Below are 13,554 nucleotides of genomic sequence, written 5' to 3' on the forward strand. Positions count from 1 at the left end.
CCGCCGGCACGCGCACCGGGCAGCCGCCCGCGCGGCGCCAACATCCACGCGTCGAGCGGCGCGAGCGCGAAACGCCGAGAGCGACGCCGGCCCGGCCGACGGCGACCGGGGTGGCCGGGCCGGCGCAGCCCGGGGCCCGGTCGCCGGGCCGGGGTGCACCGGCCGGCCCATACGGCTGCTGCCGGCCGGCGACGGCGGCACGTGCGTGTGGAAGCGTGGAACCCCCTTGCCGTGCCTGAGTCCGGCCGCGCGCTCAACCGCCGGCCGGGGTATCGATCCCCCGCGCGGACGGCATGCGCGCGGTTCGGCCGGCACTCATCCGCTCTTCCAACGGCGCGAGGTCCAGGTCCAACGCCGCGAGTCGAGCGGCCTGTGCGGTGCGCCGCTGCGCCGCCTCGGCGTCGTGGATCACCCTTATGGTGAGCCGCAGTTCACGCAACAGCGCCGCCTGCGCCGGGTCGGACGAGGGCGACGGGGGAGCGCTCGCGGCGGTTCGGGCCGCCGAGCGCAGATTCGGGCCACGCCGAAGCGGGCGGTCGAGTACCGCCGTTCGGGCCAGGACGTCGGCCGCCCGGGCCAGCGGCCCGGGACGGGCCGGTTCCGCGCGCGCCGACCACACCGCGAACACTCCGGCGACCTCCCGCGCGATGCCCGCCCACCCGGCCACGTCGTCCAAGGGCCGGTCGCGGGCCGCCGAGCGCAGTCGGGCCACATCCGTCGCCGCCCGGGCCCACCGCGCGAGACCGTCCTCGGCGGAGGCCGGCTCCGTCGAAGAAGCGGGCTCCGTCGCGCGGGCGCCGAGCGGATCGACCGCCGCCGCGCCGGCGGTCCCACCGGCGGACGTGCCCCACCAGTACCGCAGCCGCGGCAACGACAGGTCCGGGGCGAGCCGCCCGCCTCCGTAGCGCACCGGGCTCGTACCGTCCGGCGGCGGCAGGGCGACCGACAGCCCGAGCACGGTCTCACCGTCCGGTCGATCCAGACGCGGACGCACCACGACCCCGGACGAGGACAGTCGCCGGAGGAAATCCTCCTCGTCGACGGCGGCCACCGCCGCGCCGCGCATATGCCGTGCCAGGGTGGCTCGTTCGACCTCCGGACGGCCCCGGCGCGCCGCGCTCTCGGCGTTCGCGCGGGAGTATCCGGGCAACCCCCGCCCCTGCCGCCGGCCCTCGACCGCGATCAGTTCGAATCGCCGCTCCAGTTCGGCGCATACCGCCGACGCCTTGACCCGATCCTGCCAGGGGCTCGCCCGGGTGCCATCCTCGCGGACCAGGCCCACGGCCACGTGGATGTGGTCGTTGCCGTTCTTGGAGAACCCGTGTCGGACCGCGATCCAACGACAGGGCGCCTTGCCCTCCTCCTCACCGAAGCCGAGCCGGTCGATCAGGGTGCGCGCGGCCGTCGCCCATTCCGCGTCGGTGAGCCGGCGGTCCCGCGGGGCGTTCGACAGGCTCGCCGTCCAGACCGATCCGTGCTTGACCTCGGTGCCGAAAAGCTGCCTGGGCGCGTCGAGTTGAGCCGCGAGCGAGGCGGGATCCCCGGTGAGGTCGAGACCCGTGGACGCGGCTATCGCGTGCGCGTCCTCGTGCTCGTTCGCGCGACCGGGACCGAAGAGGTACGTCACGAGCTGCGCCATGTCGTCATGGCGCTCGTGCGCCGCGGAGAGCTTGGCGATCACGGGGCCTGCGTTCGTGGGCCGGCCGACGCGGACGGGTATCCGGTGGCCGCGTCGAGGCGGTCCAGCACAGCCGACAGTCGATCCATGACATCCGTCCATCCCGGCGTTGTCGCATCCACCGCCGCCGGGTCCGCGCCGAGTTCGGACAGCTGCTCCGACAGACGGGCCAACTGCCTTCTTACGGCCAGCAATTCGGCATAGAAGGCACGGCGTTCGGTGGACGTCGGCGCGTCGTCGAAGGCCGACTCCACCAGCAGCCTCGGGACGCTCACCGCCAGGTCCGCCGCCTTGGCCGAGACGCGGGCGTACTCGTCCTCGCTCATCAGCACCTTGGTGACTCGGCGCCGCCCGCCCGTGCGACGGGGCAGTCGAGCCGGACCGCTCCCGGTCCGCGACTGTGCCGTCTCGTCGGTCGACATCCGCGTATTCCCTTTCTCCCGTGGCCGGTTCGCCCGCCGCGCGGCCTTCGCGGTCGAAGTCTCTCGTGAAGCCGGGCGACAGGGAAGACTTCGAAGCAAGATAGTGCAAAGAGTTACCTGATCTTCGCTCGACCTCCCCGCAGAAATCCGTCCGAAGGGGTCACCGCCGTGCGTCGGGTGGGAAATGCGGCCCAGGGGGCCGCATTTCGGGTCCGGCGCCGCGAGGCGGCGCCGGTACCCACACCCGTGCATCACGATGCGAAGGTGCGCCCCGCCCGCGTGCGGGTCGGCGGGCGTACGGGCGGCCCGGCGTCCGCCCAGCCCGGGCCCGGCTCGTCGGTGACCCCGAGGCCGGAACGCCCGGGCGTGGGGCCGCCGGTCGGGACGGGGTCTTGCGGCGGGTCGGCGCGCCGCCGCAAACCCCCGCCCCGGTGGGTCGTCGGTGGGACGGTCTCGGGGCCGGTCGCCACGGCGCACGCCCGGCGGCGGCGACGGTGATCGCGCGCTCGCCGACGCCGAACCGCCCTCGCACAGGCGGGGGAGACGTCGGGGCCGGGCGGCCGGAAGCCCAGACCCACCCGCACCCGGCACGCCCGGCACGCCCGGAACCCCCGGAACGTCCCCGGCGCCCACCGGACACCGGGCGGCGAAGTCCACACCGCCCCGACTCCGTACGGCCCCGCCACCGTGTCCGCGCCGAGCAGGTCCACCACCGCCGCGCACGACCGGCGTCCGAGGGCATTCCCCACGGACGACAACCGGCGGCGCCCGACCGTCCACGCGTCGAAGCCGCCACCGACACGCATGACACCCCCGACGAGCCCGGCGACGATCTCCGGCATCCCGCGCCACGCGTCGGGGCTCGCGGTGCGCGGCGCCCCGCCGAGGTCGTGCCTCGGTGGGGATCACGTCGAGCGCGGTTCCCCCGGCGTGCACCAGGGTCCAGGCGAACACCACGCCGTCGCTGGGGACGAACTCCGCCCGAGCCCACGCAGGGCGAACACCATCCGCCACAGCCCCACGACCACGTTCACGGCGACGTGCGGTCGAGCGCCGCGCCCGCCCGCGCCCTCGACACGCAAGCGGAGCATGCCCATGCCGGACATGATCGGACCGCCGAGGACGGCGACCCGGCCCACCTCGACCGTCGAATCCCCGCGCACCGTGCGGCTCGACTCGACGCCATCGAGCCCTCCGGCCACCACGACCCGCAGCGCGCCACCGGGCCGGATCGCCTCGACGGGCCGGAACACCGGCCGCACGGGCCCGAACAGCAGCCCCGGGCCACGCAGTCCGACCAGGTCGAGCCCGACACCCGGAACCGCGCTGGTGTGCACGTCGTGGCCGCAGGCGTGGCATGCCCCGTCCACGGTCGAACGCCAGGGGACGTCCCCGGGGTCGGTGACCGGCAGCGCGTCCATGTCGCCGCGCAGGGCGATGAACGCGCGGTCCGCCGCGCCGTCGTTCGGAAAGACGTCGCAGCCGACTCCGGCGCAACCGCCGGGGAGGACCCGGGGGTTCGACCGGCCTTCCGCAGGCGGGCGACCAGTCGCCGGGTGGTGCGGGTCCACGCGGCGCCCACCTCGCGATGCCGGTACACGCCGCGACGAAAGGCGATCGGCTCGGGGCCGAGCCCGCCGCCCCCGGGCCGGATCCGGGCGGCCGCGGGCGCGGTCACGAGGGTGCTCCGGTGTGGGATGTCCGGCGAGCTCCGGGCGGCTCCTGCCCACGTCCGACGCTCGCGAGTCCTCGGGAGAGCGGCGCAGGGTGCCACACGCGGCGCGGGTCTCGGTGATCGGCGAGCCACACCCAGCCGATGACCCCCTGTGTGACCGGGCACCGGAGGAGACCATACCCCGGGCATGGTGTCCAGGCGGGAAAGATGCCTGGACACCACACCCGCGCCATGGTCTGGCTGCGCCTGCCCGGCCCACCCAGGGAGTCACCGGCCGGGCGCGCGGCTCGTCGATCACCGAGACCCACGCCGCGCGCGGCGGATCCCTCCGTCGATCTCCCAAGGCCTCACGAGCGCCGAACGGGTTGGCAAAACCCGCCCGGAGCTCGCCGGACATCCCACACCAAGGAGCACCACTCATGACCACGCCCACGGCCACCCGGATCCTCTCCGGGGTCGACGAGCTCGGCCCCGAGCTGATCGCCTTCCGCCGCGACCTGCACCAGCACCCCGAGCTGGGCTTCGCGGAGACCCGCACCACCCGGCGACTGGTCGCCCGCCTGCGGAAGGCCGGGCTCCGCCCCCGCGTCCTCCCCGGCGGCACCGGAGTCGTCTGCGACATCTTCCCGAACGACCCCAGCGCGGTGAACCGCCCGTTCATCGCCCTGCGCGGCGACATGGACGCGCTGCCGGTCACCGACCTCAAGGACGTCCCCTGGCGTTCGACCGTGGACGGAGCATGCCACGCCTGCGGCCACGACGTGCACACCAGCGCGGTTCTGGGCGCCGGGCTCGCCCTGGTCGGACTCCGCAACCAGGGACTGCTGCCCAGGCCCGTGCGGCTGGTGTTCCAGCCCGCCGAGGAGATCCAGCCCGGCGGCGCGCTGCGGGCCATGACGGCCGGAGTGCTCGACGACGTCGAGTCGATCCACATGGTGCACTGCGACCCGACGGTCGAGGTGGGCCGACTCGCCATCCTCGACGGTCCGATCACGTCCGGCATGGACACGTTCCGCTTCCACGTCGAGGGCACGGGCGGGCACAGCGCCCGACCGCACCTCACCGCGAACATGATCGCGGGCCTGCAGCACATGATGCTCGCCCTGCCCGGACTCGTGCAGCGGTTCGCCCCCAGCGACGGCGTGGTGTTCGCCTGGACCACGGTGCACGCCGGGGGAACCGCGCTCAACGTGATCCCCACCGAGGGTGACCTCGGCGGGTCGCTGCGCACCGCGAGCCCCGACGCGTGGCGCAGGATGCCGCAGTTCATCACCGAGCTCGTCGAGGGCGCCATGCGCGTCGGCGGCTCCGGCCTCACGTGGAAGCACGAGCACCACCGGATGCCGCCCGTGGTGAACACCCTCGGCCACCTGTCGCGCGCGGCGGTGGTGGACCTGTTCGGCGCGGGGGCGGTGGCGACGACCGTACAGAGCCAGGGCGGTGAGGACTTCGCCTGGTATCTGGCGGGCACCAAGGACGTTCCGGGGGTCCCGGACATGCCGGGCGTGCCGGGCAACCTGGTGCGCCTGGGCGTCCGGCCGCCCGGGGTCGACCCCGCCGACTACCCCCACCTGCACGAGGGAGGGTTCGACGTCGACGAGCGCGCGATCACCGTCGCCGCCGCCTACCTGACGCGGATGGCGACCGGCCCCGAGACCGTCGGCGCCGCCGCCTGACCCACCGGGTCGGGGGTTCGCGGCGGGGCCCGGTGCCCCGTCGCGAGCCCCCGTCCCGACCGGCGGCCGGGACGGGGTCGGCGACTCGGACCGGAGTCCGTACCGGGACCGAGGTCCCGGATGGGCAAAATCGCCGACCCCTGCCGGCGGCTCCCACGAGCAACCACCCCCAGCGTAACCCGGCTCGTGGGTGCGGCGCCGGGTCCCGCCGCACGTCCCTCGTGGGGAACGGGGGTCGAGGGCAAGGTAATTCGCGCACGGAGCGTGAGAGCAACAGAACCCGCACACCTATGCATCCATCGAGTCCCTTCCGTACCCGTGGCCCCATGATTACCCTCTGTTCCGTGCTGACCATCTCCGCCGGGAGCGATCACCGGTATCTCACCGACCAGGTCGGGCGCGGGGCCGAGCACTACTACCTCAAGGCGATCGAGGTCGCGGGGGAGCCTCCCGGCGTCTGGTTGGGCGCGGGCGCCGCCGCGTTCGGTCTCCGGGGCGAGGTCGACGCCGAGGTCATGGGCAAGCTCTACGGCGACATGGTCGACCCGCGAACCGGTGCCCCGTTGGGCGCGCCGCCGCGCAACTACCGTGATGTGCAGGAACGCTTGGCGGACGCCCTGGCGGCCCTGCCCGACACCGCCACGCCCGAGGAGCGGGACGCGGTGGCCGATCGGGTGCGGAGCACCCAGGTGCGGGCCGTGAAGTATCTCGACCTGACCTTCTCGGCGCCCAAGAGCTGGTCCGTCCTGCACGCGGCGTTACAGGCCGAGGGCCGGCACGAGGAGGCCCAGGCGGTCTGGGACGCGTGGATGGAGGGCGTACGCGCCGGGCTCGAACACCTCCAGGAGCACGCCGGTTTCTCCCGGGCCGGACACAACGGCGTGCGCCGGGTGGACGCGCACGAGTGGACCGTGGCGGCCTTTCGCCAGCACACCTCGCGCGACGACGACCCGCAGTTGCACGTGCACTGCGCCGTGCTCAACCGGGTGCGTTCGGTCGAGGTGCACCCCTATACCGGCGAACGCATCGAGCGGTGGCGAACCCTGGACGGGCGGGCCGTGTACGCCGAGCGGCCCGCCGCCGCGGCCGTCGCCGAGCGGGTCGCCGAGGAGGCCCTGACGAGAGCGCTGAACGTGCGCTTCGCCATGCGCCCGGACGGAAAGGCCCGCGAGATCCTCGGCATCGGCGAGGAGGTCCGCGAGCAGTTCTCCTCCCGACGCCGGGTGATCTCGGCGAAGGTCGCCGACATGGTGGAGCTGTACCGGCTCGTGCACGGACGCAAGCCGTCGGCGTACGAGCTCACCTGCATGGCCCAGACCGCGACGCTGCACACCCGCGCGCCCAAGAAGAAGCATGCCGCGTCGCGCGAGGAACTGCTCGCGCGCTGGGAGCGGACGGCCACCACGCACCTGCGCGAGTCGCTCGCGGGCATCGCCCGGCGGGTGTTCGACGCCGGTGCCGCCGCCACGGTCGAGCCGTTCGACCCGGACCGGGTGATCGCCAGGGCGATCCGCGAACTGACCGCGAACCGACCCACCTTCCGGCAGGCCGAACTCGTCGCCGAGCTCAATCGGCAACTCCCGGACCGGCTCGGCGGTCTGACGCATGGTGAGGTCCGCTCCCTGCTGGCCGAGTTGGCCGCCCGGGCGCTGTCGCCGCAGTCGCGAACGCCGGGCGGGCCCGCCCTGATCCGGCTCACCCCGCCGGACCCGGTGGCCGCGCCGTCGGCGCTGCTGATGTCCGACGGCGCCTCGCGCTACGCCCGGCCGGAGGCGGTGCTCTACACCACGGTCGAGCATCTGGACGTCGAGGCGCGGATCATCGCGCACGCCGTGCACGGACGCGCGCGGGCCGTGCCGCAGGCGATGGTGGATCGATTCCTGGCCGGTGCCACCCTCGGCACCGACCAGGCCGCCGCGGTCCACGACCTGGCGACCGCCGGTCGGTTCGTCGACGTGCTGGTCGGCCCGGCCGGGACCGGGAAGTCCTACACCATCGCGGCCCTGTGCGCGCTGTGGGAGGCGAACGGGGGAACGGTCAAGGGCCTGGCGGTGGGTCAGCGGCAGGCTCGGGTGATGGCCGACGAGGGCGTCTCGCGGGTCGCGAACGTCCGGAGGTTCCTGAACGCCAACGCCGCGATCGCGGCGGGGGAGGTGGTGCCCGACCGGGACCTCTACACCTTCCACGCGGGCGAGTTGGTCATCGTCGACGAGGCCGGCACGTGCGCGACCGCGGACCTGGACAAGATTCTGTCCCTGGCCGCCGAGGCGGGCGCAAAGGTGGTCCTGGCCGGCGACCACGGGCAGACCGCGGAGATCGGCGCGGGCGGCATGTTCGGCCTGCTCGCACGCGATCTCCCGCACACGCACACCCTCGAGGAGGTGCGCCGTTTCCGGGCGGACTGGGAACGCGCGGCGAGTCTGCGGGTGCGCGAGGGCGACGCCGAGGTCTTCGCCGAGTACGACGCGCGTGGGCGGGCGCACGGTGGCACCGCCGAGGAGATGAAGGAGGCGGCCTACCGGGGCTGGCTGGTGGATCACCTCTCCGGCCTGGACGCGCTGCTCGTGGTCCCCACCCGGGAACTGGCCGCCGAGTTGTCGGGCCGCGCCCGTGCGCAACTGGTGAGTCTGGGACGGGTGGAGGCGGCGGGTGTGCCGCTCGCGGACGGCAACGTGGCGGGGCGCGGCGACCGTGTGCAGCTCAGGCGCAACGATCCCACGCTGACAAGTTCGGGGCAGGGCCACTGGGCCACGAACCGGGACGTCGTGCGGGTGCTGGAACGGCATGCCGACGGCGGGCTGACGGTGGCCTACGACGACGGCGAGACCCTGCGCGTGCCGGCCGCGTACGTCCGGGATCACGTCGAACTGGGCTACGCGGGAACGGTGCACGCGGTGCAGGGCCGCACGGTCGAGGCCGCGCACGCGCTGGTCGCCGCCGGCATGAGCCGTGAGCAGCTCTACGTCGCGCTCACCCGGGCCCGGGCGGCCAACCACGTCTACCTGGCGGCCGCGGAATCCGATGACGCGGGGGCGCGGTCGGTGTTCGCCGCGGTGCTCAGTCGCACCGAGGCGCAGCGTTCGGCGACCGAGGCCATGCGCGACGCGTTCACCGAGGCGGACTCGCTGCGGACGTGGGCGCCGGTGTGGAGCGACCTGGTCGAGCAGCGCGCCGCGGCGGACTGTCTGGGCGTGCTGATGGACGAACTCGGCGCGCGCGACGGCGCGAGCGTCCAGGACGACCCGGCGTTCGGTGCCCTGACCCGATTGTTGCGGCGCGTCGAAGGGGCGGGCCACGACGCGTACGGGTTGTTGCGGACCGCGATACGGGCCAGGGGATTGGCGGACGCGGACAGCGTCGCCGAAGTGCTGCACTGGCGGCTGGAGCGGGAACTCGACCGCGCGGCCCGCCCGATGCCCACCGGGCGGGAGGCGCGGACCGCCGAGGGGCGGCGATCGGGGTCGGGGAGGATGCCCGGCGCGCGGTCCCGCGGGGAGGGCGCGGCCCACGGCACGCGGTTGTCGGGGGAGGGCGCGGCCCACGGCACGCGGTCCTCGGGCGCCGGCGCGACGCCCGGCGCCGCGGGTCACGGCGACCGGGCGGCGCGGGGCGGCGACGAACGCGAGGTGCCACGCCCACGATCCGGCTATCTCGCTCGCACGCCCGCGGCGAACGATCCCGTGGGTGTGTACCTGCGACGGCTCGCGGAGGTGATGGACCAGCGTGTGGAGGAACTGGGGCGCGCGGCCGCGCAGTCCCCGCCCGAGTGGGCACTGGAGCGGTTGGGCACGGTACCGAGTGATCCCGGTGCCCGTGAGGAGTGGGCGCGCCGGGCCGGCCTGGTGGCGAACTACCGGGAGGCTTACGGCTACACCCGGTCGGGCGACGCGATCGGCCCGGCTCCGGCCACGGATGCGGTGGACGCCCGGTACGCATGGGACCGGGCCGCCGAGGCGCTCGGCGTCGCGGCCGACGCACACGGCGCCGAAGGCGCCTCGGAAGCCGAACTGCGCCGTTCCCTGGAGCGGTACGAGCGCGAGGAACTCTGGGCCCCGCCGCACGTCGCGGATCGACTCAAGGCGGCGGCGGAGGAGCAGGCACACTGGCAACAGGAGCGGGTCCGGGCGTTGATGGCATCGTGGACCGCCGGTAGCGCGCAGGAGTCGGAGGCGGCCAAGCGATCCGCTGAACTGGCGGCGTGGCGCGCCGCGTCGGCGGAGACTCGGGCCCGGACGTTGGAGACGATCCACGCCGCCCGGCTCGCGTGGTACGCGCACACGGCCGAGGCGCGTGAGCAGGCTCGGACGGCCCGCGCGGAACTGAACCGACGCGAGCGCCGGGCCGATGCGATGCGAGCCGGCGGGATGCGCGCCGACGCGATGCGAGCTGATCCCGAGCCGCCCTTGCCCGGGTCGGCCGGGGCGCGACGTCGATCCGAGGGTGTCGTCGACGGTGCAAGCGGTGCAAGCGGTGCAGGCGGTGCAAGCGTTGGAAGCCGTGAAAGCGGTGGGAACGGCGGGAATGGCGCAAGCGGCGGGAATGGCGCAACCGCGGCTACCTGGCACAAGGCCAAGGGCGCCGGCGCCGACCCGGCCTCCTCGCGTCCGCCGCGACCCGAACCGACCGGCAACGCGTCCACACCGCCCCCACGTTCGAGCAATCCCCCGCCGTCGGAGGAGCCGATGAGTCTGGAGGAGGCATCGGCACGGGCGGCACGCGCCCGAGCGATCATCGAACAACGACGCCAGGCGGGCGCAGGGGTGGCCGCTGCCGGCTTCACACCGGCCGGCGACATCGCCGCCGCTCGCGGCCCCGCCGACGAGGGTGCGGGGGAGGCCGCTCGTACGGTCGATGGCGCCGAGCCCCGGCACGAGATCCCCGCCCGATACGATCGCGAGCCGGACAGGGGATGACCCCGACGGGATACCGGACCGACTCGGGCACTGTGTGCAGTCGTTGCCCATCCAACGTTTCGGTGTATAAAGCTTGTTCGCGCTGCCCGACGGGTGCTGACCGCGGTGCCCGTTCCGTGCCCATACCAAGCCTGAACAATCGGGAGGGACGATGGCCGACAAGTACCAACCGAAGGCTCTTCCGCCGGGAGCTCCGGACCCCAAACTCGCCGTGGCGATCCGCAGCCAGAAGAAATACCCCATGCAACCCGTCGGGTTCGTGCCGCCGAAGCCGATCTATACCGTCCCCAAGGACATCGGGACGAAGACGGAGCAACAGTTCGGCTTCCAGGGGCCCGATTCACCTGGCATACCGCCGCTGCCCGCGATGGAGTTTTCGGCGGAGGCGCCGATCGGCTTCGTGGCATCGGGTATGGCCGACAACTCGATGCGGACCAACGACGCGCCGACGCGGATCAAGGCGGGCTTCGAGGCTCCCGCGCCCACCGGGATACCGCCCCGGTCGCCGGGCGCCTCCGCGCGCCCGCGCCTGGGCTTCGCTCCCGCCAAGGACGCCGGTCGGAGCGGCCGGACCCACTCGGGTCACGGGGCACACCCGGTTGGGTTCCAGGGTTCCGAGAGGACGGCCGCTCGGGACGGCGATCAACGGGATCCGGAACGCTGAGCCGCCCCGGGAAGGTTCGTACCGCTGCGGCGGATTGGTGACGCCCGTGCCGCGTCGGGTCGGGCAACGCGCCCTCTCCCTGGGACGAAACCGCGCGTGCGCAGGCCCCGGCCGGCGCCGCCGCCAAGACGATGCCGCTCGATCCGAAGCTGCCGTCCGGGCGCTGGTCCTCGAAGACTACGAGCGGTCTTGACGACCTTCGCCGACATCGGCACGCAGCGCTCTCGACGACTCCGCCTACATCTGTACGCCGCGCTGGACGTCCGTCCGAGGCACTGTCGCCGGAGCGACCGCGGGGTGCCGGGTATGCGGGGTGGGCGACGACGGGATCCGAGGCGCCCGAGTGGGGCGCACATGACCCGAGGTCGCCCTCGCCGGTGACCAGCCCCGGCCGGCGACGACGGCCGCGGACACACCCTGGGCTCTTGCCCCGGGGCGATACCGGTCGGAGTTGATCACGTTCGCCGCCGTGAGGACCAGGCCGTCCTCCGCGACCATCCACTGCCCCGAAACGCCGGTCAGCGGACGGCCGTTCACCTCGGGGCCGGGGGCTAGCAGCACGTTCGCCCGGAACGTCCCACGGTCCGGGTCGATCAGCACCTCCGCCTGCCGCATGCTTACCTTGGTCCGGGCCAGCGGATACCACGCCTTGAAGGCCGCCTCCTTGGCACTGAACAGGATGCGATCCCACGGGACGTCGGGTCGCTCCGCCGCGAGTTCGGCCAGTCGGCGCCGTTCCGCCGGCCCCGTCATGCGATCCCACCCCACGGTGACCGGTCTGCTTCCGGCGTTGGCGTCGATCCCGATGCTGAGGATGTCCGCGACTCGGGCCACCGCGGCGCAGCGGTATCCCAGGTCGTGGGTGATCGTGCCGGTGACCTCGTTCGGCCACACGGGTGCCTTGTCCGGACCCTTGAGCACTGGTCCGGGCGGACATCCGAGTTCGGCCAGGGCACGGTGGGCGCATCGTCGACCGGTCGTGAACTCCCTGCGCCGTTCAGCGCTGGGAGCGCCGGCGATGATCGCCTCCTCCTCCGGAAACAGCGCGTGCCCCGGCGGATCACCGAACACCTCCGAGAAGACGACTCCGGGCGGCAGAATTCGTTCGATCATCATCTGCCTGTCTCGGACGTACGGGCCACGGGAGGCGAAGGAAACGCAAATCATCCTATCCACCCCGACGCCCCGCCCCCGCGCGGCCCGTCCGAGGCGACCGCGCGGGGAGGAATGCCGCCCTGATCGGTGACGGGCTGCAGTCGGCCGCCGACCACCGCCATCGCCGCAGTGCGACGATGCCGTCGAGGTCACCGCGCCCGGCCACCATCGCGTCGCAGCGCCGCCACCGACCGAGATCCGCTTCTGTCGCTGTCCGCCGCCTACGCCTTGCCGGCGGCCGGCCGTCAGCGCTTTCGCTCGAACTCGTAGACCGTGGCGCGCGCCGCACAGTCACGCGGCGGAATCATCTCGACGCGGAGAACCCCCGTGCGCCGGTCGTAGTCGTCGCCCTCGGTCTCGAAGTCGACGGCCGCACCGGGACACGCGCTGAGCAGGGGGAGCGCGCCGAGCGAAGTCACGTGCCCGGTCACCGTCTTCCCGTTCAACGCCTTCTTCAGCTCGATCTGCAGGAGTGGCTTGGCCTCGGGAAACAGCTTCGCGTCGGAGTCGTCCGAGGCGCACAGCAGCCGCTTGGCGTCCAGGAACGTGCATCCCTGGATGTCCTTGACCGGACGATCCAACTCGATCGTCGCGGCGAGCGGCAGCGTACCTCCGCTGCGCGGCGTGGCCCCGTTCAGGATCGGTGTCGGGAAGACCAGCAGCCGGGTCATCGTGTCCCACTCGCCGGAGACGAGCCAGCGGCCGTCGGGGGCAACCGCCGCGAACGAGTTGTTCATCGCCTCGCCCGGCGCCAACGCGTGTACGTACTCGTGCGCGACACCCGAGGGCGTGGTCACCCTGAACATCTTCGACGTCGCGTCCCCGCCGCCCTGATAGGCGTCGAACACATACCCGCGAGAGGAGTCCGGGTCCCCGATGTGCGACCACCCACGCTCCCGCACAGGTGCGGGAATGGAGGTGTTCCCCGCGTAGTACATGTACGGCTTGCCACCGCGCGGCCGTACGCCGGCGAGCCCCTGAGCCTGGGACTGCGCGTCGATCTCGTACTGCCCGATCGCCTTCCACCCCTTGATCGCGGACGGGAACGCCGCGCTCGTGCCCTCCGGCGCCTGTTCCGCGTGCGCCGTACCGGTCAGCCCGACCGTCGCACACAGTGCGAGGCAGGCCGCGCCCACCGACAGTCCTCGCCGCACCGCTTTCCGACCCCGCACGATCAGCTTCACGTCCACCCAACTCCTTGTCGCGCCCACGCCGCACCACCATGTCCGGCCGCCAAGACCATGGCGCAGGAACCATGTCCGGCAGGCGCCGCTCGCCTGAACGATCAAGGAATTCCCAACCCCTCGGTCCCACCCACGCCCTCCGGCATCGACGCGCCCTCCCGACGACCCCGACCCGGATCCGTCGTCC

At 73.4% G+C, this 13,554-nt stretch carries 8 protein-coding genes; 3 read left to right on the forward strand and 5 right to left on the reverse strand.

Translation table 11 applies throughout. The features are described from left to right. Window positions 1–253: 253 nt before the first annotated feature. The 3 genes from ACIRL2_RS32610 to ACIRL2_RS32620 form a co-directional block, all read right to left on the reverse strand. Window positions 254–1,681, reverse strand: coding sequence for a relaxase/mobilization nuclease domain-containing protein (locus ACIRL2_RS32610; RefSeq protein ID WP_402236845.1), 1,428 nt, complete (start codon window positions 1,679–1,681; stop codon window positions 254–256). Next, window positions 1,678–2,100, reverse strand: coding sequence for a hypothetical protein (locus ACIRL2_RS32615; protein WP_402236847.1), 423 nt, complete (start codon window positions 2,098–2,100; stop codon window positions 1,678–1,680). The genes ACIRL2_RS32610 and ACIRL2_RS32615 overlap by 4 nt, the downstream gene beginning before the upstream one ends. Window positions 2,101–3,005: 905 nt before the next feature. After that, entirely contained in the window at window positions 3,006–3,671 is a 666-nt protein-coding gene (locus ACIRL2_RS32620) for a M20/M25/M40 family metallo-hydrolase (protein ID WP_402236848.1), read from the reverse strand. A gap of 523 nt (window positions 3,672–4,194) precedes the next feature. On the opposite strand from ACIRL2_RS32620, the gene ACIRL2_RS32625 reads away from it, so the two are divergent. From ACIRL2_RS32625 to ACIRL2_RS32635, 3 genes are all read left to right on the forward strand, one after another. Then, a complete protein-coding gene (locus ACIRL2_RS32625; RefSeq protein WP_395867388.1) occupies window positions 4,195–5,451 on the forward strand; it encodes a M20 family metallopeptidase in 1,257 nt (418 codons plus the stop codon). A 344-nt stretch (window positions 5,452–5,795) separates the two neighbouring features. Next, window positions 5,796–10,364: a MobF family relaxase gene (mobF, locus tag ACIRL2_RS32630; protein ID WP_402236850.1), complete on the forward strand. Its 4,569-nt coding sequence runs from the start codon at window positions 5,796–5,798 to the stop codon at window positions 10,362–10,364. Between the two features lie 151 nt (window positions 10,365–10,515). Further along, complete coding sequence (locus ACIRL2_RS32635; protein WP_402236852.1) at window positions 10,516–11,028, forward strand: hypothetical protein; 513 nt, start codon at window positions 10,516–10,518, stop codon at window positions 11,026–11,028. A 237-nt stretch (window positions 11,029–11,265) separates the two neighbouring features. Here the strand turns inward: ACIRL2_RS32635 and ACIRL2_RS32640 are convergent, their stop codons facing one another. Together ACIRL2_RS32640 and ACIRL2_RS32645 are read right to left on the reverse strand one after the other, a co-directional pair. After that, the gene (locus tag ACIRL2_RS32640; protein ID WP_402236854.1) at window positions 11,266–12,141 is read right to left on the reverse strand and encodes a 4'-phosphopantetheinyl transferase; all 876 of its coding nucleotides are present in this window, start codon (window positions 12,139–12,141) and stop codon (window positions 11,266–11,268) included. Window positions 12,142–12,428: 287 nt separating this feature from the next. Further along, window positions 12,429–13,367, reverse strand: coding sequence for a hypothetical protein (locus tag ACIRL2_RS32645; RefSeq protein WP_395867396.1), 939 nt, complete (start codon window positions 13,365–13,367; stop codon window positions 12,429–12,431). Window positions 13,368–13,554 lie beyond the last annotated feature (187 nt).

It is taken from the genome of Embleya sp. NPDC127516 (genome assembly GCF_044765325.1).
Taxonomy (GTDB): domain Bacteria; phylum Actinomycetota; class Actinomycetes; order Streptomycetales; family Streptomycetaceae; genus Embleya.